Annotated in this window: 16 protein-coding genes; 11 read left to right on the forward strand and 5 right to left on the reverse strand. The window is 41.9% G+C overall.

The window, feature by feature from the left end; all coding sequences use genetic code 11:
- Nucleotides 1-23 precede the first annotated feature (23 nt).
- Nucleotides 24-1,232: an ROK family transcriptional regulator gene (locus WKF66_RS02450; RefSeq protein WP_489672815.1), complete on the reverse strand. Its 1,209-nt coding sequence runs from the start codon at nucleotides 1,230-1,232 to the stop codon at nucleotides 24-26.
- Between the two features lie 277 nt (nucleotides 1,233-1,509).
- Here WKF66_RS02450 and WKF66_RS02455 point away from each other — a divergent pair, with 277 nt between their 5' ends.
- From WKF66_RS02455 to WKF66_RS02490, 8 genes are all read left to right on the forward strand, one after another.
- Nucleotides 1,510-4,776, forward strand: coding sequence for a SusC/RagA family TonB-linked outer membrane protein (locus tag WKF66_RS02455; protein WP_489672816.1), 3,267 nt, complete (start codon nucleotides 1,510-1,512; stop codon nucleotides 4,774-4,776).
- An 18-nt stretch (nucleotides 4,777-4,794) separates the two neighbouring features.
- Entirely contained in the window at nucleotides 4,795-6,399 is a 1,605-nt protein-coding gene (locus WKF66_RS02460; protein ID WP_489672817.1) for a SusD/RagB family nutrient-binding outer membrane lipoprotein, read from the forward strand.
- Nucleotides 6,400-6,404: 5 nt separating this feature from the next.
- Nucleotides 6,405-7,388, forward strand: a complete 984-nt coding sequence (locus WKF66_RS02465; protein ID WP_489672818.1) for a glycosyl hydrolase family 18 protein — start codon at nucleotides 6,405-6,407, stop codon at nucleotides 7,386-7,388.
- 29 nt (nucleotides 7,389-7,417) lie between these two features.
- A complete protein-coding gene (locus WKF66_RS02470) occupies nucleotides 7,418-8,761 on the forward strand; it encodes a glycosyl hydrolase family 18 protein (RefSeq protein ID WP_489672819.1) in 1,344 nt (447 codons plus the stop codon).
- Between the two features lie 70 nt (nucleotides 8,762-8,831).
- Nucleotides 8,832-10,022, forward strand: coding sequence for a DUF5009 domain-containing protein (locus tag WKF66_RS02475; protein WP_489672820.1), 1,191 nt, complete (start codon nucleotides 8,832-8,834; stop codon nucleotides 10,020-10,022).
- Between the two features lie 25 nt (nucleotides 10,023-10,047).
- The gene (locus tag WKF66_RS02480; RefSeq protein ID WP_489672821.1) at nucleotides 10,048-12,597 is read left to right on the forward strand and encodes a family 20 glycosylhydrolase; all 2,550 of its coding nucleotides are present in this window, start codon (nucleotides 10,048-10,050) and stop codon (nucleotides 12,595-12,597) included.
- 24 nt (nucleotides 12,598-12,621) lie between these two features.
- Nucleotides 12,622-13,185, forward strand: coding sequence for a thiamine pyrophosphokinase (locus WKF66_RS02485; protein ID WP_489672822.1), 564 nt, complete (start codon nucleotides 12,622-12,624; stop codon nucleotides 13,183-13,185).
- Complete coding sequence (locus tag WKF66_RS02490) at nucleotides 13,182-13,676, forward strand: GNAT family N-acetyltransferase (protein WP_489672823.1); 495 nt, start codon at nucleotides 13,182-13,184, stop codon at nucleotides 13,674-13,676. The genes WKF66_RS02485 and WKF66_RS02490 overlap by 4 nt, the downstream gene beginning before the upstream one ends.
- On the opposite strand, the gene WKF66_RS02495 is transcribed toward WKF66_RS02490, so the two are convergent.
- The 3 genes from WKF66_RS02495 to WKF66_RS02505 are packed head-to-tail and all read right to left on the reverse strand — an operon-like array spanning nucleotide 13,677 to nucleotide 19,411.
- Complete coding sequence (locus WKF66_RS02495; RefSeq protein ID WP_489672824.1) at nucleotides 13,677-16,982, reverse strand: S41 family peptidase; 3,306 nt, start codon at nucleotides 16,980-16,982, stop codon at nucleotides 13,677-13,679. It abuts the gene before it with no gap.
- A 17-nt stretch (nucleotides 16,983-16,999) separates the two neighbouring features.
- Entirely contained in the window at nucleotides 17,000-18,310 is a 1,311-nt protein-coding gene (locus WKF66_RS02500) for a M28 family metallopeptidase (protein ID WP_489672825.1), read from the reverse strand.
- Between the two features lie 12 nt (nucleotides 18,311-18,322).
- The gene (locus WKF66_RS02505; protein ID WP_489672826.1) at nucleotides 18,323-19,411 is read right to left on the reverse strand and encodes a DUF4407 domain-containing protein; all 1,089 of its coding nucleotides are present in this window, start codon (nucleotides 19,409-19,411) and stop codon (nucleotides 18,323-18,325) included.
- Between the two features lie 108 nt (nucleotides 19,412-19,519).
- Here WKF66_RS02505 and WKF66_RS02510 point away from each other — a divergent pair, with 108 nt between their 5' ends.
- Both WKF66_RS02510 and WKF66_RS02515 read left to right on the forward strand, forming a co-directional pair.
- A complete protein-coding gene (locus tag WKF66_RS02510; protein ID WP_489673329.1) occupies nucleotides 19,520-19,837 on the forward strand; it encodes a rhodanese-like domain-containing protein in 318 nt (105 codons plus the stop codon).
- Between the two features lie 3 nt (nucleotides 19,838-19,840).
- Nucleotides 19,841-20,041 (forward strand): DUF6358 family protein, encoded by a 201-nt coding sequence (locus WKF66_RS02515; protein WP_489672827.1) that lies wholly within the window; start codon nucleotides 19,841-19,843, stop codon nucleotides 20,039-20,041.
- Here WKF66_RS02515 and WKF66_RS02520 read toward each other — a convergent pair.
- Nucleotides 20,016-21,053: a dipeptide epimerase gene (locus WKF66_RS02520; RefSeq protein ID WP_489672828.1), complete on the reverse strand. Its 1,038-nt coding sequence runs from the start codon at nucleotides 21,051-21,053 to the stop codon at nucleotides 20,016-20,018. The genes WKF66_RS02515 and WKF66_RS02520 overlap by 26 nt on opposite strands.
- A gap of 89 nt (nucleotides 21,054-21,142) precedes the next feature.
- Between WKF66_RS02520 and WKF66_RS02525 the strand changes: the two genes are divergently transcribed.
- On the forward strand, nucleotides 21,143-22,111 hold the full coding sequence (locus WKF66_RS02525; protein WP_489672829.1) for a hypothetical protein: 969 nt from the start codon (nucleotides 21,143-21,145) through the stop codon (nucleotides 22,109-22,111).
- Nucleotides 22,112-22,118 lie beyond the last annotated feature (7 nt).

Below are 22,118 nucleotides of genomic sequence, written 5' to 3' on the forward strand. Positions count from 1 at the left end.
TTTGCAGTGTGACACTTTATTCTTTAATGAACGGAAGCTGGTTGATGCTCCTCCTTATGGAAATTTTCCATAACAAGAATGGCGGCACCAATCAGCTCTGCATCAAAACCGATTTCAGAAATCATAATCTCTGTTTCACTAGAAAGCCTGGGGATGCAGTATTTGTTCAACGCTTGTTGGATTGGAGCAAGAAGAAGTCTTCCTACTTTAACTCCTCTGCCACTTATCACAATAGCCCTGGGATTCATGATGTGAATAAGGATGGAAAGTGCACGGCCAATTTTGTATCCGGCTTCTGAAAGTAGTTCTACTGCGAATTGGTCACCTTTGTTAGCCACATCCATCAAAGCGTCGCCTGCGTCCACTTTTGACTTATCATCAAAGCCTTGAAAGCTGGAGATCCGGCCATTTTTTATTCCTTCTAAAGCCTTTTCTGCTACCGCAAGCAACGATGCTTCCGCTTCCAGACAACCTTGTTTGCCGCAGGAGCATAAGGCTCCCTCTTCCGTAATTGGTATGTGACTGAATTCGCCCGCGAACCCCGTATGGCCTCTAAAAAGTTGCCCGTTTATGATCATCCCAAGACCAATGCCCCAACTTAGATTGATCACCATCACATCTTTTATAGACTTAGCGACTCCGAACTTTAATTCAGAAAGCGCAATTAGGCTGCTATCGTTGTCGATAAATACCGGTAAACCGATGCTATCAGATATATGACCAGTCAGGCTTTCTTCACCAGCATCTAAATAAGTGTAATTGACTCCTTCATTGATGTTTACGAAGCCTGGCATTCCAATGCCTACACCAATTAACTTTTCTTTATCAAGATTATGCTTCTCAATATGACTGGTAATGATCTCCGTTAAGGAGCCAAGAGAACTGTCGTTGTTTAAAAGTTTAAGTTCAAAAATTTCAACAGGTGTAATATAATTGTTCAAAAGGTCTACTGTAACTATCCTTGTTGAAAGCTGGTCCATTGCAACAGTTACTATAAAAAGCCTGTCTGATTTTACTGCATACATTAATGGCCGTCTCCCCCCGCTGGAGGGAGCGTACCCTTGTTCAACAACCAATCCCATCTCAATCAAATGATTCAGAGACTTAGTAACCAATGGAATGCTCTTATCTATCTTCGAGCTCAACTCCGCACATGACATTACTGTGCCGTAATATAATTGCTGAATGATGTCAGCATACAACTTCGAGTTCTTCTTATTGGTGTTAAACACTTTAGTGAATTTAGATATAGCTGCAAAAATATATATTAGGTTGTAAAAACGTCTAATTTTTAATAATAAGAATTAACCTTTACTGCTAATGATATCCCTAATTACACAAACTTAATTACTTATTTACATAAAAGATTAAATCTTTTTAATTTTATTTTAAAGTTGCGTTTTATTTATTAAGTTTGAGAAAGGCATTTGAGATGCGCTATAAACCAAGGGTTTAGAGCCGTTTAAACTACGCCTTATACCTTCAAACAATCAACTAAACCAAAACACGATGAGGAAAAGTTTACTTTACTACAGATTTTACGGACTGGCTGCAAAAACGATTTGTGTGTTGCTGCTTAGCACATCATGGAGCCCCACATTTGCCCGAATCACCAAATCTAATGTTGTCAGATTTCAAACCGCTCTAAGGGGAAAGATAAATGATGATAGGGGATCAGCCCTGCCGGGTGTAACTGTTACCAACAGTACCCAAAAGAAATCCGTATCCACCAACGCTACGGGTGACTTCACTATAGCGGCAGATAAAGGTGATGTCATCACCTTCTCGATGATCGGGTATGAAGGAAAATCTCTCGTAGCAAATCAACAGGCTAACCTGGTTATTGTGATGACTGAAAAAGCTACGATGCTTGAAAATACCGTTGTCACAGCTTTAGGTATCAGGCGCGAGGAACGCTCACTAGGATATTCTGTTACCGAAGTAGACGGAGACGGTCTAAAAAGAGCAAGGGAAGTTAATGTAATTAACTCCTTAGCAGGTAAGGTTCCTGGGCTTGTGATCAGTTCTGGTGCCGGTGGTGCCGCAGGTTCCTCCAGAGTTATTATTCGTGGCAATACTTCGGTTACCGGTAACAATCAGCCGCTATATGTAATTGATGGTATACCAATCGACAATTCAAATTATGGTGGAGCAGGAGGTGGACAATATGCTTCCGGTGTTGATATGGGCGACGCGATCTCTGCAATTAATCCAGATGATATAGATAAGATCAGCGTTCTAAAAGGAGCCTCTGCCGCTGCATTATACGGTTCACGTGCAGGGAATGGAGTAATCTTAATTACGACTAAGAAAGGTTCAAAGAATAAAGAGCTCGGCATTGAGTTCAATAGCACCTCTTCAATCGAGCAGCAACTTACCAGTTATGACGGCTATCAGTCTTTGTACGGTCAAGGGGTTAAGCAACAGGTAAATACCTTACAAATTCAAGATTACAATACTTTAAACAAAAGCTTTGGTGCAAGGATTGATCCGAATTTAATGGTAATAACCGGAACTGGTGCCAGGGTACCTTATGCTTATGTTAGAAATAATATAGACGGGTTCTTTGAAACAGGGGCCACCTTTACCAATACATTATCATTCGCAAACTCGACTGAAAACTCTTCTTTCAGATTTTCTGCTTCGAACCTGACCAATAAAGACATTATTCCTGAAAGTGGGATCAACAGAAATTCATTCACCTTTAGTGGTAGTTCTAAGTTCGGACCAAAAGTTACGCTGGAGGCACGGGCTTTTTATATGAACGAAGATGTGGATAATCGTCCATCACTAGCGGATGATGCTGCAAACATTGGCAACAGCTTTCTAACCCTTGCCAACACAGTAGATCAAGGCCGTTTCAAAAACGAATATAAAAACGCTGATGGCAGTTATCTGGATTGGAATAATGGAAATCAGTATCGTTTAAATCCATATTGGGTGATTAACGAGATGAGCAACAATACTACCAAGAATAGGTTACTGGCCTCATTACAACTGAACTATAATATCTTAAGCTGGTTGAGCTTGCAAGGTAGAGCATCCGCAGATCAAACGGCTGTAGATTATGAGAAGTTTAGTCCGCGTACAACGCCAGGAGCGTTAACAGGAACACTGGACCAAAATAACAGTAAATATAACACCATTGAGGCCGATGCACTATTAACAGCACAGAAGCAGTTTGGCGCAAACTGGAACTTGTCGGCACGCTTAGGCTCAAGTATCACACGAAACAAGATGGACGGAACTGCAATGCAGTTTACAGACCAGTCTGTATTGGATGTAGTGATTCCTACCAGTTATATCAATCAATCGGTTTCTCCATTGGCTAGAAGAAGAAGTATCAATTCTGTCTATGGCTTAGTTACAGCTGCCTATAAAAGCGTCTTATACTTCGATGCAACGTTGCGTCAGGATGCATTCTCAACTCTACTTTATGGCGATAATGCAAAGACCTACCCTTCAGTAAACGGAAGTTTCGTCTTTTCTGACGCCTTAAAAATGGGTAATAAAATATTGACCTCTGGTAGGATAAGGGCTTCTGTAGCTCAGGTAGCATCGGATACCGATCCTTTCTTAACGGCGCAATACTATCAAAGCAATTCATTGCCTTTCAACGGTTTATCGACCGGACAGTTGTCGACCGGTATAAAAGCGAAGCTCGAGGGCTTAAAGCCAACCACTACTCAGTCTTACGAGTTTGGTGCGGATTTAAAGTTCTTGAACAATAGGATTGGATTAGACATCAGTTACTATAATTCAAGATCTAAAGACCAACTGAATATTTTACCGGCTCCAGTTTCATCCGGCTTCAAAACCACGATTGAAAATGCGGGTGTGATTGTAAACAAGGGCGTTGAAATTGCTTTAAATGCTACGCCAATTGTAACTAAGAACTTCAATTGGGACCTGACTGTTTCATTTGCCAGAAATATTAATAAAGTAGAGTCGCTTGCAGAAGGCACACCATTTCTTGTGTTGTCTGATGCGAGATGGATGGGCGTTTCAGTAGTAGCGATGCCAGGAGCAGATTATGGGTCAATATTGGGATACGATTATCAGAAAGATTCAAAAGGGAATATCATTTTAAATCCTGCAGATCTTCAACCAATGGTAAGTACTACCCGCCAGGTCCTAGGTAAAGGTATATTTGACTGGACCGGTGGACTGAGCAGCAACATGAGCTTTAAAAACTTTACGCTGGGTGCTGTTTTGGATGTGAAAGTTGGTGCTGATCTCTTATCCTTAACCAATTGGGCGGCCACTTCGAGTGGAGCATTGGAAACAACGCTTGAAGGTCGCGCAGAATGGATCAAATCTGAAGAGGACAGACAGGCCGCGGGACAGACCCCTGAGCAATGGACTTCTGCAGGTCTGGTAAGAGGTCTTGTTCCCAAAGGAGTTGTTCAAACCGGAACAGATCCAGATGGCAACCCGATTTATACAGAAAACACCAGAGCCGTCGATCCTTCAGTGTATTGGGGTGGATTGGGTAACGTTGCGAACTCTGTTGGAAGGCCGTTTATTTATGACGGTTCTTACGTGAAGATGCGTCAGCTTACTTTGAGCTATAGAATCCCATCGGTTACCACAGCGAAATTTGGTGTAAAGGATTTACAAGTGTCTTTAGTTGCTCGTAACCCCTTTATCATCTCGAAACATGTTCCTAACATTGATCCGGATTCTAACTATAGCAATGGTAATGGTCAAGGAATTGAATATGGTTCCTTGCCTGGAAGACGCAGTTATGGCTTCAACTTAAATTTTAGATTTTAATCATCTAAATTAGAAATAATGAAAAGAATTATAAATAAACTAAGCATGTTAACACTGGCCTCCATGGTGATGTTCAGCGCATGTAAGAAGTTTGGAGATACTAATATAGATCCCACACGGTCATCAAACCTGGACGCTTCCGTACAGCTAACCACTTCGCAACTGAGGTTCTCTGGCGACTTAAATGTAAATGAACGAACCAGTTTTATGATGACCATGCCGTTGGTGCAGCATATCGCTGGCTCCTATAGCAACCGATGGGGAGGTGGCTATTATAACGATCCGACTATCATGGGCGTCCTTTGGGAGGACTCGTATGGAACGGATATCGTAAACCTGATCGATGCTGTTAAGAGAACGACAGGCCAGGCGGATAAAACGAATCTGAATGCTGCTTGCAGGATTATGAAAGTTTATGTGTTCGCACGGATGACGGATCTTTATGGAGATCTTCCATATAGTGAAGCTGGGCTAGGCATCAAACCAAAATTCGACAGTCAGCAAGATATCTACAATGACTTTTTCAAGGAACTAACTGAGGCATCCAGCCAGTTGACGGTTGGTAAGGACGTTATAAAGGGCGATGTGTTCTACAGTGGCGATGTAACCAGCTGGAAGAAGTTTGCTAATTCACTGCGTTTAAGGCTTGCAATGCGTCTGGTTAAGGTGGACTTGAACAAAGCTAAAACAGAAGCTCAAGCCGCATTTACTGCAGGGGTGTTTACTCAGAACAGCGATGTGTGTAAGGTAAACCATGAAGATATACGCAGTTTATATGAAGAGGCAGGTAAGGGTTACATTAAAGGAAATGCGGTTTCATCCAGTTTCTTCAATGGTGGAGCCACTCCAGGCCGTTTTACCGTTCCCTTCTTGAATCAGCTTAGAAGCACCAATGATCCAAGACTTAAGTACATGGTGAAATATTATGTCGATGCTCCCGGCGGGAACCCGCTCACCCGCCTCGATATTACTGATCAGGTTGTTGCACAAGTAGGTTATAATGGAGTAATACCTGGTCACTACATCTGGAACGATTGGGCAAATGGATTTAATATTACTGTACCGGGTGTGCAAGGCGTTGTTGCCGTTGGAAATAACGATCAAAAAGCGCAGCCCGCTAATTATCTCTTAAGGTTCAATGCGCCCTTTTTACACTTAACGTATTCCGAGGTAGAGCTATTATTAGCTGAAGCAACAGTACGTTTTGGAGCCACATTTGGCGGTGCCGCTGCAGAACATTATCGGAAAGGAATGGAAGCAGGAATTCAGCAACTTAGCTTTTTCCCAGGTGGTCCTACCGTCCCAGCAGCAGAGATCACCACCTTTACAAACGGAAATACTTTAATTGCAGGTCGCGAAATTGAACTCATCAATAGGCAATTGTGGGTTACACTATTCCTGAACGGACCAGAAGCATTCGCCAATTGGAGGAGAACAGGTTTTCCTGCACTGACTCCAGGCGCAGGTATTGATGAAACAAGTGAAACTACTACCATTCCCAGAAGATTCGAATATCCGTATACCGAAGAAGAGCAGAATAAAGCGAACTTCCAGACGGTGTTACCTGGCTTAGGTGGCGTAGATAGCTGGAATAAACGTGTGTGGTGGGATAAAATAAATTAAGGATTATGAAACCAGCGAAGTTTCTTACCAGGTTATTATGTGCCTTTCTTTTGCTTGCCGGCTGTTCTAAAAACCCGGCAAAAGCAACTGAGCCACAATCCGCCAAAGCCGATTTTAAAGTGATCGGTTACCTGTTTGCTGATGGCGATCTTATTGCGAAGTCTTCTTCCGTAGATTTTAGTAAAATCACTCACTTAAACGTTGCTTTCGTTAATCCAGACGCCGCAGGCAATTTCCCCTCTATTAGCACATTAACAGACCTTGTTAAAAAAGCGCACACTAATAATGTCAAGGTTATTGCGGCTTTTGCGGGAGGGAATCCGCCGCAACATCTAAAGGAATTGTTAAAGCCTGCAAAACAGGAAATATTAATTAGCGGACTGCTGCAGTTGACTAAGACATATGACCTCGATGGTATTGATGTTGACCTGGAAGGCGATTTTGTGAATGAAAACTACGAAGCATTCGTTGTAGGACTTTCATCAGCATTAAAAAAAGATAACAAGTTAATGACCGCTGCAGTAGCAACCTGGAATACGGCTGCTTACTCAGATAAGGCGCTAGCATTGTTTGATTTTATCAACGTCATGGCTTATGACCACACAGGCCCCTGGAGAAAGGAACAGGCAGGGCCTCATTCAACTTTTGAACAGGCTGAAGCTGATTTTGCACACTGGAAAATCAATCGTTCTATACCGACCGAAAAATTGATGCTTGGACTACCTTTTTATGCTTACGGCTTTGGGACAGACATCGCCGACAGCATGAATTACGGTGATCTTGTTTCACTGTATCCCGGTTCGGAAAAGACGGATAGTTGGGAATTGGCAGGAAAAGGAACTTTTTATTATAACGGAATTCCTACAATTAAGCGAAAAGTTGCCTATGCACTTGAGCAAAAAGCAGGGGGAGTGATGATATGGCAGCTCCTAGGAGATGCAAAAGGAAACCTTTCATTATTATCGACAATTCATAATGCTACATTATAACTAAACGACAATGACTAAATCATATAATCATGAAAAATATTAAATACTTTTTACTCAGCTTTGTTCTCCTCTCCGTGTTCACGGGGTGTGAGAAGGGACAAGACGCAGATTTTGACGAAAATTTTCATCCTAGGATTATAGACAACTCTGCAGCATTTACTACGCCAAACAGAATTATTTTTCAAGGACAGTCTGCAATCTATTCAGGCTTAACATTTTCACCTAAACCTATAGAAAAAACCAAAATCTCCTGGAAGGTCAATGATGTAGAAGTATCTACTGATACTACATTTACATTCACACCTACCGCAGGAGGTGAATATGTAATAAAGGTTGAAGCCACTTATAATGGTCAGGTCTCTACAAGGATATCAAACGTGTTGGTAAGCCCATCTACTTACACCCCTAAACCCTATACCAATGTTGCGATGGCTTACCTCACAGAGAACGCCACATTTGCAGATGTAGATTTAACTGCAGTCACGCATTTAACCTTTACGGGAGCAAGGGTTACCCCTTCCGGAGCTGTTGATTTTTCGAGGGGGAATGTTAATCAGAACCTTGATAATTTGGTGGCCAGGTCTCATATAGGTGGTGTACCTATTTTATTGGGCGTTACCGGCACATTGTCGGGAGTTGATGGCTGGGCACTGTACAATAGTGTAGATTTTGGTTCTGTGATTAGCGATCCTACTAAAAGAACGGCCTTAGCTGCCTCAGTTGCTCAATATGTACGGGATCACAAGTTGGACGGCGTCGATATCCTAATGACAGATCTTAGTAATGATGTTGGCTCAGTAACTACTGCCAGCATGAAGGCAATAGGTCCGTTATTGACGTTACTGAGAACAGCTTTACCTACTCAAATCTTAACCGTATCGGTTACAACGAACTATTTGCACTGGGATTATCCTTTGGCAGACTTTGCCAAAGCAGACTGGATCAATGTTCATGCGTTCGAAGATGGAACCAACGTTGGTCCGGCTGCTCCAAGAAGACAAGGATCGAGCTATGATCATATGGTGGCCGGAGCTACTATTTGGGCTAACAAGTTGCCTAAAAACAAGCTGGTGATCGGTCTTCCTGCTTTCGGTGCACACTACACTGCAATAGACGCAAGCGGCAACAACCTCGGTTGGGGCTCATATGATTATCTTACCTATAAACAGATCATCGCTAAAGATGCGACGGCATTCAATAAGGAAACGTCTCCAATTGACTTTGGCGTGTATTACAATGGGATCCCTCTGATAAACAGAAAAACCGAATACATTAAAACTAACGGATTCAAAGGCGCCTACTTATATGCCGGAGACTATGATGTCAAAGGGGCAAATTCATTGATGACCGCAGTTCACACTACTCTTAAGTAAGCTATTCTAAAATCCTAACCCCAAAGAATATCGCTTGGGTTAGGATTTTTAGTTTAAACTAAGTCCGCTAATGACAGATATATCACCAGCACCTACTACAAGACTGATTTCAATTGACGCATTCAGGGCCTTGATCATGATCTTGATGATCTTTGTTAATGACCTATGGACACTGATTGACATTCCCTCGTGGCTGGAGCATGTTTCAGCAGATACGGACGGAATGGGACTTGCAGATGTAGTTTTTCCCGCCTTTCTTTTCATAGTAGGACTCTCAGTTCCCTATGCTATCGAAAGTCGGAAAAAAAAGGGCGACAGTGACGTGCGCATTTTTCTACACATACTCTCCCGGACTATAGCCTTGATCGTTATGGGTCTTTTTCTGGTGAATGCGGAAAACTATAGCGATGATGCGGAAGTACCCCGTGGAATATGGATGATCCTGTTGATAACAGCATTTTTTCTCCTATGGCTTGATTATAAAAGTCCTCAGTCTGGGTTAGTGAAAATCTTAAAGGGTATTGGTGTAGTTCTATTGATTCTTTTAATCTCAACCTTTGAGACGAATGATGGTGACGGTATCCTTGCAATGGAAATTTCCTGGTGGGGCATCCTGGGGTTAATTGGATGGGCTTATTTCATTTCTTCTTCCGTTTATTTGTTTTCAAAGGGCAAAATCTGGATACAAATAGTTGCCTTAGTATTCTTTGTTTTCTTTAGTTCTGCTAACTATTTAGGCTGGTTAGAATCATTGGCAACAATAAAAAACTATGTTTGGATCTCAGGAGACGGATCGATGCCTGCATTAAGTATGGCGGGCATATTGACGGCAATGGCTTATAAAGAATTCACATCAAAAGACCGAAAGTTTTGGATCTACACGATTGCCTTCGCAGTGCTATTGATCCTATTCGGAGTACTGACCCGGCCTATGTGGGGCATATCAAAGATAAAAGCTACCCCATCCTGGACCACCATTTGTGCGGGAATTGCAATCCTCGGTTTCCTGTTTACCGTTTACATTACGGATGTTAAAAAGATAATTGCCTGGTATAAGCCCATTAAGCCTGCGGGAACCAGTACCCTGACAAGCTATCTTCTTCCTTATATACATTATGCGATACTTGGAACGTTTTGGATTCAGCTTCCTGTATTTTTTAGAACTGGTGCTATGGGTTTAGCTAAATCAATGTTATATGCTATACTGATCGTTTTGGCTACCGGCTTGTTAGAGAAAAGAAACATTCGCTTAAAAATTTAATAACTTGCTTACGTAATAAAAAGATATGAAAAAGTCCTTCTTTCTACTCCTGAGTATACTTATAAGCCAACTTTCTTTCTCTCAAAAAAAAGGCCCTTTCGATGCTAAACGGTTAAAAATTACCTTTGAGACGGTGGAAAATAATTACAAGGGATCAGCAGAAACTTATTCAAAGTTAACGCTAACCAATCTAAGCGGTGGGGTCTTTCCTGCATCTGGATGGACATTGTATTTCAATGCCGCTACCCCTAAAAGCCTTAATAAAACTGGTGCCTTGATCAATGTAGAATTGATTAATGGGGACTTCTTTAAAGCAATACCAGGTAAAACCTTTAGGGGATTGGCTCCAGGTAAATCAGTGGTTATACCGCTTCTTTCCAGGAACCTTATTAAGCGAACGGATTTTCCAAGAGGTTTCTACATTGTGTTTAATTCAAGGCCTTCAGAGGCCATACCTGTATTATATGAAGCGTTAACAGCAGTTGACTATACCAGACAGCAGCAAGTGATTGCAGAAAAGAACTATCAGGAGAATGATAAAATCGAAGACATTCCGCTTTCCTTACTGCCATCCATTTTTCCAACACCTGCCAGCGCAAAGAAGACAAAAGATATCTTTAACCTCAACAAGCTAACAAAGCTTATATCCGACCCTTCTTTTGCGAATGAAGCAGCATATCTATCAGAGGAAATAGACAAGCTTTTTGGTTTTAAGCCATTGGTAGGAACTACTGAAAAGCAAAACGTAATCATCTTGCAGAAGCTTGCTTTACCTTCGAAAGAGGCGTATAAACTTCAAATTACTTCTAACGAGATTATCATCGGTGCTTCAGGAAATAAAGGATTGTTTTACGGCATCCAGTCGTTGAAGAATCTTTTTTCTCCCTCAATCTGGTCGGCTAAACAGGAGTCTATTTCCATACCAGGAATTCTCGTTAGCGATGTGCCGCGGTTTCCTCATCGTGCCTTTATGATGGATATTGCTAGAAACTTCCAGGGCAAAAAAGAGATTCTTAAGGTAATTGATATGATCTCTTTATACAAGTTGAATGTGCTGCACTTACATCTGAATGACGACGAAGGCTGGCGAATCGAGATCCCAGGCTTACCTGAACTCACTGACATAGGATCAAAACGCGGACATACCTTAACAGAAAAAGATAATCTTATACCGTCTTACGGTTCTGGTCCAAATGTTAATGCCAACTCAGGGAGTGGTTTTCTAAGCAGGGAGGATTACCTGGAGATTTTGAAATATGCAACAGTAAGACATGTGGAGGTGATACCAGAATTCGAGACACCCGGACATGCACGTGCCGCAATTAAATCAATGAATGTCCGTTACGACAGGTTATTAAAAGCAGGGAATAAGCAAGGTGCGGAAGAATACATGTTGAGAGATCTAAATGATTTATCGATATACACATCCGTTCAAGGATGGAATGATAATGTCATCAATCCAGCACTGCCATCAGTATATAAGTTCGTCGAAAAGCTCGCTGACGAGATGATTGCTGTTTACAAGGAGGCAAATGCACCCCTATATACCATTCATTTTGGTGGTGACGAAGTGCCTGCCGGAGTTTGGGAAAAGTCTCCTGCGGTAGCCAATCTATTAAAGACCGATGCCAGTGTTAAGTCTGTGGATGAAGTCTGGAACTACTACTATAAGAATGTCAATAGAATCCTCAAAGATAGAAAGCTTTTTTTATCCGGATGGGAAGAAATTGGCCTGAAAAAAGAGCTGGTCAACGGCAAGAAGCAAATGGTACTTGATCCAAGGTTTGCTGGAGAAAACTTCCACGCCAATGTCTGGAATAATCTATCCCCGAATGAAGACCTTGCCTATAAGCTAGCTAATGCAGGGTATAAAGTTATATTAACCAATGTGACCAACATGTACATCGATCTGTCTTACAACAAGAACTTCGATGAACCTGGTCAGTATTGGGGCGGCTATGTTGATGTGGATAAACTGTTTAGCTTCATACCGTTCGACTTTTACAAAAGTCAGAAAGAAGACGAACGTGGCGTCCCTTTAAAGCCGAACCACTTCGCCAACAAAGAAAGGCTGACAGAGGCAGGTAAACTTAACATCGTGGGTCTGCAGGCACCCCTTTGGAGTGAGATTATTACGACTGAAAATCAGCTGGAATATCTTATGCTTCCTAAGCTGTTGGGATTAGCGGAACGGAGCTGGTCGCCTAATCCAGACTGGGCGGTACAAGTAGATGCTAAGAAAGCCGCATCCGCTTATCAGTATGCATGGTCAGAATTTGTGAATGTACTGGCAAAAAAAGAGCTTCCCAGGCTTGACTCTTACGCTGGCGGTTTCCGATATAGAATCCCGAACGCAGGCTTAATTCTAGAAGAAGGTAAAGTTTCTGCAAACGTACAGCTTCCAGGGTTTGAGATCCGTTACACAACAGATGGTACGGAACCCGATAAAACCAGTAAACTCTATGCAGAGCCGATCCCTGCGTCAAGGAACCTATCCTTCAGGGTATTTAATGCAGCAGGAAGAGGTGGCAAAACTCTTAAATTCAATTATGGAGAAAAGGAAAGCGTAAAATAATTCTTTACTTGCTATCTTAGTCGCATGTCGTCACACCACATCGTTCGCGAAAAGCAGGAGCCAGCATTGTACATACATCACCTTGGAAACTTTGATGAAGAGTACTTAGGTCAGTTGTTAGAATGGAGCCCTTCCTTGGTCGTCAACTCTTCAGAATTCGAGAAGGTGATTAGTTTGGGACTAAAAGTCGACATCGTGGTCAACCCGGAGGATTCTATTATTTTTCAGGAGAACACAAAAAGTATCAACACGGATAATAGCGATATGAAGTCGGTTCTGGAATACTTGATTTCAGAGGGCTATCCAGCAGTAAACCTAATCGATTCAGACGGAGAGTTTGAAAGCTTTAAGGAATATATTTCTCAAATAAACATTGTTCTTTTTACTGGGAATTATAAAGCCTATGCTATAAAGTCGGGCTTTAAAGTATGGAAACCGTCAGGGACCATATTTACAATTGCCGATGGCCAGGAGTTCACCTACCAGAATCTAGAGCCTCTTGAGCCGGGGGTATACGAGGTGGCCCATGATGGTTTTGTGGAGTTTCTATTTAGTCCTTCCTACTTATTTATCAGTGAGACATTATGATTATTTTAAGAAAAGCTAAAGAGAAGGACATTGAAATCATCCAGGAGATTGCAAACAATACCTGGTATAGTGCTTACGAAAGCATATTAAGCATGGATCAAATCGAATACATGCTCGACAAGATGTATAGTAGAGGGGCGTTGATTTCTCAATTACAAGAAGGGCATGTTTTCTTAATTGCTGAAGAGAATGAGAAAGACCTCGGCTTCGCTGGGTTCTCTTTGTCGGACCCCGAGAGAAACACTTACAAATTACATAAGCTCTATGTGTTGCCTTTTGCACATGGTAAGGGAATAGGTAAGTTGTTGATGAACGAAGTGGCCAATATCGCTAAAAATGCAGGCGCGGTTTCTTTAGAGCTGAACGTAAACAGAAACAATAAAGCCGCTGATTTTTATCAGCGCGCTGGCTTTAAAATTAAAGAAACCGTTGACCTAGATATTGGCAACGGTTTCTTTATGAATGATTATGTAATGGAGAAATTGCTGTAACTAGTGGCCTCTAATCGGGTCTTTTGGTTTAGCTACATTAGGGTATTTGTACGTTTTCATCTCCTCTTGTAGTACCTTAATGGTACGTTCCAATTGTGGGTCTCTACCTTCCAGTAAATCCTTAGGTGTAGATTCAACGAATATATCAGGTGCAACTCCCTCATTTTCGATAATCCATTTCCCCTGAGTATCATAGATTCCGAAGTTAGGGGAAGTAATGCTTCCTCCATCCAATAGAGAAGGATATCCGCTGATACCGACTAATATTCCCATTGTAGTGCGTCCAATTAATTTACCAAGTCCTTTATTTTTAAACATGTAAGGCATCATATCGCCACCTGAACCTGCGTTCTCATTAATTAGCATGGCTTTCGGACCAAATATTCCGTTGCCTGGAGTAGTAAAGCTTTTACCGTCTCGTATTGCCCAATAACTCATTAATTCACGGCTTAGAAGATCAATGACATAATCAGCTACCCAACCGCCACCATTATTTCTTTCATCCATCAATAAAGCTTTCTTATCCATTTGAGAGAAGTAGTATCTGTTAAAATACTTGTAGCCATCCTCACCAGTATTCGGCATGTAGACATAGGCAATCTGACCATCACTTGCTTTTTCAACACGCTTGCGGTTACCTTCCACCCAATCCATCTTTCTAAGCTCCAGTTCAGAAGCGAAAGTAATAGGTACTACTACTACTTCTCTTGCACCGTCAACACCCGGTTTGCTATTAATCTTAATAGCCACTTGCTTCCCTGCTTTGAAATCAAACAAGCTATAGATTGAGGTCTCGCTTGTTACTGGAACACCGTTCACGGCGACAATATACTCACCTTCTTTGATGTTCAAACCAGGCTCCGCTAAAGGCGCCTTAAATGTTGGATTCCAATCTAACCGGGTAAAGATCTTCCGGATCTTGTAAGCACCATTGACTACCTCATAATCTGCTCCAAGCATGCCTACTGCCACAGCTGGGGCCATCGGTTCATCTCCTGGATAAATGTAGTTGTGACCCACAACCATTTCTCCCATCATCTCATTGAAGAGGTAAGCCAGGTCGGCACGATGGTTTACATATGGAAGAAATTTCTCATACTTAGTTTTTATAGCTGCCCAGTCAGCACCATGCATGTTCTCTGCATAAAAATATTCTTTCTCCTGGTGCCATACTTCATTGAACATTTGTTTCCACTCCGCTGCGGGATCCACCAATACCTTTATGCCGTCCAGTTTTACTTTTCCGGTTTCTGGTGTAGCGGGCTTCTGTCCAGCAGGAACCATATAGTAGCCGCCTCTTGCAGCATACATCATGGTCTTGCCATCGCTGCTAATCACAACGCCATAAGAGCCAGGGACCAATGTGGCCGTTTCCATCTTGTTTAGATCTAAAGAAGCGATTTCTCCATTTCTGACATAGATCAGCTGATTTTCAACACCGCCATCAATCCCGTTTATTCCACCCGCGGGAATTGGTAAAGAAATAATCCGGTTACTCAAGTCCTCAAGATCAACCTCAATTGGTTTTTTGACAGGCACAGGAGCTGCTTCAGGTGCTTTTGCCTTCGCCTCTTTCTTATTTCCAGTTTTACTAGGCTCTGCTTTTTTGGGAGCAGGTTCATCAGCTTTCACCGCTTCTTCGTCGCTCTCTGTTTTGTAAAGTGAGGGAGTCTTTTTCGAAAGGATCAATGCATAAGCGTTGTAATTTACCGGGCGTTGATAAGCGGACATATGTAATCCGCTATTGGTCAAGCCAACATCGGTACTCGCTAAGAAAAACAAATACTTACCATCTCTGCTAAATGTTGGGTTTCCAGTATTACTCATTCCATCTGTAACCTGCGTATGGGTTTCCTTTTCAATATTGTATAGATAAACGGCGCTTACAGTGCTCGGCAAAGTGGCTACATAAGAAATCCATTTTGAGTCTGGAGACCAGGCGGGCTGCAACTGATTGTAAGTACGATTGGTGTGTGAACCCAGTTTATCCGCTTTAACCAAGACCGGCTTGCGGACTGTGATGTCGATATAATATAAGTTCAGATGACTGTCGCTATAAAACAACTTCTTGCTGTCTGGCGACCAACTTGGCTGGAAGTAAAAATGAGTTGTACCCAGGTCAATATATTCTGGGGCACCTTTAGTTACCTGGTTCTGCAAAACCAATTGATACTTTCCATTTTTATCCGATAGGTAAGAGATGTACTTCCCGTCAGGTGACCATGCCGGATATTTTTCGTAACTACCTGGTGAGTTTGAAATGTTTCTTGCTTCTCCCTTTTCTTTAGGGATAGTAAAGATCTCACCGCGACTTTCAAACAATGACCTAACTCCTTTAGGGGACAATTCAAAATTTCTCACATCACTCGCAAGGTCAATGTAATGCTGACGTTTATAAGGAGCGTCTGCCTGAATGCTTATTTTAACGGTGTTGTCTTTACCGCCTGTCACATCGAACAAATGTATTTCACCTGCCTGCTCGAACGCTATGGTTCCTGCAGAAACATTTAATGATTTGATGTCGTAATCATTGAACTGGGTTAGCTTGTCTGTCTTTTTACTCTTTACATCATAGCTGAACAGATTCATAGTTAGCGCTCTGTCTGAAAGAAAATAGACTTTGTCACCCAACCATTGCGGTTTAACATTGTTTGATCCCGTGCCAGGGATAACCTCAATGGTTTTCGTCTGCGTATCGAAAATCCAGACCTGTGGCATACCGCCACCTCTATACCGCTTAAATGCTACGTTGGAACGATCCGTAGGATCAGTGTTTTTGATATAAGCCCAATGACGCTTGTCTGCAGAAGGGGATCCCTGAACAGCTTCCGGCATGATCAAAGGCTTTTCGTTTGTGCCATCCAAATTAATGCTGTGCATTCTTGGACTCAATGCGTAGTTGTAATCCCTGGTTGCTGTGAAGTATAATTCTGTATTACTCAACCAACCTCTTATCATATCGGCACTCGGGTGGTAAGTGATTCTCTTAGGAGAACCTCCCTCAATGGGAATTACATACACATCGCTGTTTCCATCATAATTTCCTGTGAAGGCAATCGATTTGCCATCAGGAGAAAATACAGGATTTTGTTCCACTGCCGGGTTTACTGTTAATCGTCTTGGATTGCTGCCATCTCTGTCAGAGATCCAAATATCTCCTCCATATACAAAAGCGAGATTGTTTCCACTAACTGCAGGTGTTCTTAACAATAACGTTTCTGCACTTTGAGCAGTGACAGTTCGCACGTTGGCCGACAATGCTGTGGTGGTAAGCACGGTCAGGCTTAAAATTTTAAAGATGTTCATATGGTTCAAGAAGTAATTTAGTTGGTCAGTTTCGGAATCCTTGTTGGCGTATCAGTTCCTTTTACAATTGTTATTGCGCTTTTTGCTATTCCGCGGATGGTTGAAAGTATGTTGTTTACATCCAGTGAGCTAAATTCGTCCTTCACAGTATGGTATAACTTGTCTCCATCAATTTGCACAGTACTGATGGTATGAGCTGGAACACCTAATGCTGCAAGTGTTGCATTATCGCTTCTGTAGAACAGGCGCTGCTCAGTGTAGGGGTCAGGATGGAAAGTAAACTCAGTTCCTTTTAAATTCTTTTGAAGGATTGTACCGAAGTCGGACTTCTCAAAACCGGTGATATAAGCCGTATTCTGACCAAATTTGCTGTCTTTACCAATCATTTCGATGTTAAACATCGCTGTAACATCGTCCGGATTCAGCTTTGAAGAAAAGTATTGTGATCCATAACCACCAATTTCCTCGGCAGTAAAGGCGACAAATACTAATGTTCGCTCGTTGTTATTTAACTGCTTATAGTATTTTGCAAGTGCAATCATTCCAGTAATGCCTGACGCATCATCATCTGCACCATTGGCAATGCTGTCTTGTTCAGAAGTTTTAATGATACCCAAATGGTCATAGTGACCCGAAAAAACCACAATCTCTTTTGCCTTTGACTTGCCGGGAATCATACCTGCGACATTAAATAGCGGCATATTAAGCAGCGAATTCTTTATTTCGATCTTATAGTTTTTTACTGATAAGGCCGCATCTAAGATGAATATCGTTGCCTTTGGATCACTGCTGATGTTACCTTTATCAACGATACTTCCCTGATCCAGGCGGACTTTAATCCTCTGGAAATCTGAAGCGAAACTAGGGTTAACAATTACGATTTGCTTCGTTCCGCTTCGGGAGATCGACCGAAACTGCTCCATGAAAGATTTCGAAGCATCAAAGTTAACTACAGGTGTGTTACTTGACTGGTCAAACGATAGATTTTCTGAAGTGTTTCCAAATGCCATAACATTAGCCGGATCAATCACTTTGCCATTTATGGTAACCTTCGCCTCTGATGGTTTCAACTGAACTTTCGCAAAAGACTGTCTGAAACCGGTCTCACCAGTTAGTGGCTTTAAACCAATACTTTTAAATTCAGATGCAATAAAGGTTGCTGCTTTATCAATTCCCGGCGTAAAAGTAGCGCGGCCCTGCATGTCGTCACTGCTCAGCGTTTTTATAAGTCTTTCAACATATTCTTTGGAGATGATCTTTTCTATGGTTTGTGCGTAGCTCTGCTGGCCGATGAAGAGCGCCAGGACTAAATAGGAGATTTTTTTCATTTGTTATCTAAGCTAATTGGTAGAATTTAGTTTGTTTTTCCGTTCCGTTATTCCCGAAGAAACGCGCGTGTCATGTACGCCATCAATGACTGTGACTTCGTAATCTTTATCTTTATTGGATTCATGGATCTGTGAATCTTCCACGTTTTCTATCGAACGATCATAAGGCCCTCTTCCGCTCATTAACTTCACAAATACCGGTAAGCATTCGAAGAATATGAAGAGGAGTCCGATAAAAGTAATTGCTATTGCAGTCGTCGTGTCTCTGGTGCCGTTTCTATTGAAGCTCAATTGACCAAGCGCCCAGTTTCTGTCCGCAAAGCCGGCCACAGAAGCAAGGCTATCCAACTTCTTATCTGTGAATAACTTTTCATTCATCAACCCGTCGAACTGTTTCCGATCCAAGACGAAGCCTTCGAGCCTTCTAACTTCAGAGGAAAGGGTGTCTAAATCTTTTTGCCGTTGCTGCAATTCGAGCTCTTTCCTTTTTGCATATGGACCGTAGCCCATTACTCCGGAGGTCTCGGTGGTCTTATTTCCGAAGATCTCGAAGTTTAGCTTTTGTCTATCTGCTTTGATTGCACTTTCCAATGAATCACGCTGGGCTTTACTTTCTCCAAGTTTTGCTATCTCAATCTTATATTTGTTACCGAAAGCAAGGTTCAATGTGTCTATTTTAGAACGCTGATTATTGAGATAACTTACCTTTAAGCGCTCCCTGATCTCTTTATCAAAGATCTTAAGCTCTAGTGGACGGGAAATCACCATGCCGATCATGATGGCAAGTAGTATCCGGGGTGTGGCTTGCAGGATCTGCTTGCCCGTACTTGCACTTTTGTTGATGCTTGACACGATATACCTGTCCATGTTAAAAATGGCTAGGCCCCAGATCAACCCAAAAAGTACAGCAAAAAGCCAGGCGCCAGTATCTCCTTTGAAAACAAAGTACATGGCATAGCCCCCGGATAGCGTAGCAAATAAGCCAGTAAAAAATATAGTAGCTCCGATACCGAAATACTTATTCTGTTCGGTAGGATGCTTTTTCAGAGTTGGCATATGCGCACCAGAACAAAACCAAAAAAAGCGCGATAGTGAATTCATGATTGTTTTCCAAAGTTAGCAAAAGACCTACTATTAAACGCCTAGCCCACTTAGTTGTTACAGATTTAAGACTGAATTCCTTATCTTTACAAAAATCAAAATGATATGATAAAGGAGATAACTGTCGAGGAGCTTAAAGAGAAAATCGATAACAATGAAGATTTTCAATTGATTGATGTAAGAGAGACTTTTGAGTACGAAACCTCTAATATAAATGGTGAGAATATCCCTCTGGGAGGCATTTTAATTGAAGCCGATAAAATTGCTACAGACAAACCAGTAATTATGCAGTGCAGAAGTGGTAAGAGAAGTGCTGCGGCGGTGATGCAGCTTGAACAGCAGCTAGGCCTTACCAATTTATACAATCTTAAGGGCGGTATACTTGCATGGCAAGAGGCTTTCGATCCTGATATGCAGGTTTACTAAGCGATGAAGAGAAAGATCGCATTAAACGTTTTTTATAACCTTGGGCTAATTGTATCCATCTGCGGGATATTCTGGTCTTTCAAAAATGAAGCTTATCTGATAACCGCACTATTTGTAGCAACGGCCGGATTCTTTCTTTATGTAAAGATTCAGTTGATCAAAGACATCAGAGGTACGCTTAAGAATAAGGAAAAAGACTTGTAGGAATTCCTTCCAGTCCAAGACCTGGAAGTGTTGTCGGAACGTATCTTCCTTCCAACATTTCCGGGTCTTTAAATGGGTTATTGGTTGTTAACCAGGGCCCATCTAAATCCGCCCAATCGCATAATGGTGCGAGAGCGATTCCTGCTAAGGTCGCACAGGAGGTCTCACTCATACATCCAATCAGGATTTTCATACCAAACGAACGAGCTTTCAAAATCATTTGATGGGCTTCGTACATTCCAGTGCTTTTCATCAGTTTAATGTTGATTCCATGGTATGCACCCTTTAGATCATCCAGGTCTGCCAGGCGTTGCACCGCCTCATCTGCCAGAATCGGAATCGGACTTCTTGCCGTTAGCCAGGCATTGCCATCTTTATCCTGCTTATCCATTGGTTGTTCAATCAGCAAAACACCCTGGTCATGTAGCCAATAGATCAGGTCTATAGCTTTCGCTTTGTCAGTCCAACCCTGGTTCGCGTCAACATACAGCGGTACGTCGCTAACCGACCTGATCGTACGGATCAGTTCTTTATCATTGTCCCTCCCAAGTTTGATTTTAAGTACCTTGAAGTTCTTTGCGTCTGCCACCTTTTCACGAATGACTTCTAAAGAATCAATTCCGATGGTATAGGAGGTAACCGGCATCTTTGAAGCAGCAGCACCATAGATCTCCATACATGATTTGTCAAGCAACTTTCCATTGATGTCGTTCAGTGCGATGTCTATCGCTGCTTTAATAGCAGGATGCCCAGCGTCGAGGCTGTCCAGGTACTGAATTATGGACGCAAAATCAAAAGGGAACTTAAATTTCTGCCAGTCCACCTTACTTAGAAAGAGGTTTGCCGTCTCAAAGCTTTCACCCATGTAGGGAACCATAGAAGCTTCACCATAACCTTCAATGCCTTCGTAACTTAGCTTCAAGAGCATGACCGGAGTGTTTGTTCTGGAAAATTTTGCTATTGAAAAGGAATGCTTCAACTCCAGTAAATAAGGCGTATTAATTGCATGCATAATTGAAACGGCGTTTTCCGTAATGTTAAAGTTAAAAAAATAGGGCTGGTAGCCAATGTAAAAATAATATACCTAATATTGTTCCAGTAATGAATAGCACAATATATCAACCCTTCAAAAATTTTGATTTCAAATACAAGAATTGCTTCTTAAGTGGCGATACTTTCAGTTCTCCGGTAGTGGAAGTTCCTATTCTGCCTAAATGGTTGTTGGAGGTGGCTGATTTTAGTGGGGAGGAGCAGATCAAGCTTCTTGATGAAAGTATTCGAAGTTATAACTCCTTGACGGTTCCATGTAATCAAGAGGTTTTAACACATTTCATTGGTCCTTTAGAGGAGAAAATTGCAAGTGCATTTGCAGCAGGATACGCGGGTGTATCGCAGTTGGAGGAGGTGGACCTTTTCCGCTGGATCGGTAAGTTTATGTATGGGTTACTCTATGTTGAGATGCACGCTGCAGTTAAACAGCAGCAAATTTCTGAAGACGGGATTAATATGTCACAAGGATTGATGCACAAGTTCGGTAACCTTCATACCATGATTCAGGGTATTTATACCAACGTAGAGTTTGAGGATTTCAAACCATGGTCGATCGTTATCGTTCCTCTGGAAGATAAAAATACACCCTTTAGCTTCCGCGATGAGATCAATACACTCACCTTTTCATTGAAGCTCAAAGACTTTGCGATCATTGCTGTTTTACAGGATAATGGTACCAATAAAAGATATCATCATGAAATCCTACAGCAGATTGAAAATACCACATTATCTGCACAACAATTCGAAGAATTAGCCGCCAGATTTTATTACTCTGCTTACCTGTTCAACAGGTTGCCAGAGTATTCAATTCTTCCTGTAGAGGGTACAATTTATATTGATGCAATGCCATTAAGAGGTACGATAAATAAGGCGCTGTTCGACCATTGGCAGCATAAAACCTATGCACAGGTCCTTCAGGATTTCTGGAAACCATGGGGACATACATTGTTCGAAATTATCAAAGATCCAGCAAACCCGATCAGTTATTTCAATCCGCCCGCTCTTCCGGCAACAGCGTAACTATTGA

The organism is Pedobacter sp., assembly GCF_037719805.1.
GTDB lineage: Bacteria > Bacteroidota > Bacteroidia > Sphingobacteriales > Sphingobacteriaceae > Pedobacter.

Excerpts from the sequence above, each read along its gene's own strand:
- WKF66_RS02490 (WP_489672823.1), top strand. The coding sequence starts at position 13,182 with ATGATTATTTTAAGAAAAGCTAAAGAGAAGGACATTGAAATCATCCAG.
- WKF66_RS02500 (WP_489672825.1), bottom strand. The coding sequence starts at position 18,310 with ATGAAAAAAATCTCCTATTTAGTCCTGGCGCTCTTCATCGGCCAGCAG.
- WKF66_RS02525 (WP_489672829.1), top strand. The coding sequence starts at position 21,143 with ATGAATAGCACAATATATCAACCCTTCAAAAATTTTGATTTCAAATAC.
- WKF66_RS02485 (WP_489672822.1), top strand. The coding sequence starts at position 12,622 with ATGTCGTCACACCACATCGTTCGCGAAAAGCAGGAGCCAGCATTGTAC.
- WKF66_RS02465 (WP_489672818.1), top strand. The coding sequence starts at position 6,405 with ATGAAACCAGCGAAGTTTCTTACCAGGTTATTATGTGCCTTTCTTTTG.
- WKF66_RS02495 (WP_489672824.1), bottom strand. The coding sequence starts at position 16,982 with ATGAACATCTTTAAAATTTTAAGCCTGACCGTGCTTACCACCACAGCA.
- WKF66_RS02475 (WP_489672820.1), top strand. The coding sequence starts at position 8,832 with ATGACAGATATATCACCAGCACCTACTACAAGACTGATTTCAATTGAC.
- WKF66_RS02480 (WP_489672821.1), top strand. The coding sequence starts at position 10,048 with ATGAAAAAGTCCTTCTTTCTACTCCTGAGTATACTTATAAGCCAACTT.
- WKF66_RS02455 (WP_489672816.1), top strand. The coding sequence starts at position 1,510 with ATGAGGAAAAGTTTACTTTACTACAGATTTTACGGACTGGCTGCAAAA.
- WKF66_RS02515 (WP_489672827.1), top strand. The coding sequence starts at position 19,841 with ATGAAGAGAAAGATCGCATTAAACGTTTTTTATAACCTTGGGCTAATT.
- WKF66_RS02520 (WP_489672828.1), bottom strand. The coding sequence starts at position 21,053 with ATGCATGCAATTAATACGCCTTATTTACTGGAGTTGAAGCATTCCTTT.
- WKF66_RS02470 (WP_489672819.1), top strand. The coding sequence starts at position 7,418 with ATGAAAAATATTAAATACTTTTTACTCAGCTTTGTTCTCCTCTCCGTG.
- WKF66_RS02460 (WP_489672817.1), top strand. The coding sequence starts at position 4,795 with ATGAAAAGAATTATAAATAAACTAAGCATGTTAACACTGGCCTCCATG.
- WKF66_RS02505 (WP_489672826.1), bottom strand. The coding sequence starts at position 19,411 with ATGAATTCACTATCGCGCTTTTTTTGGTTTTGTTCTGGTGCGCATATG.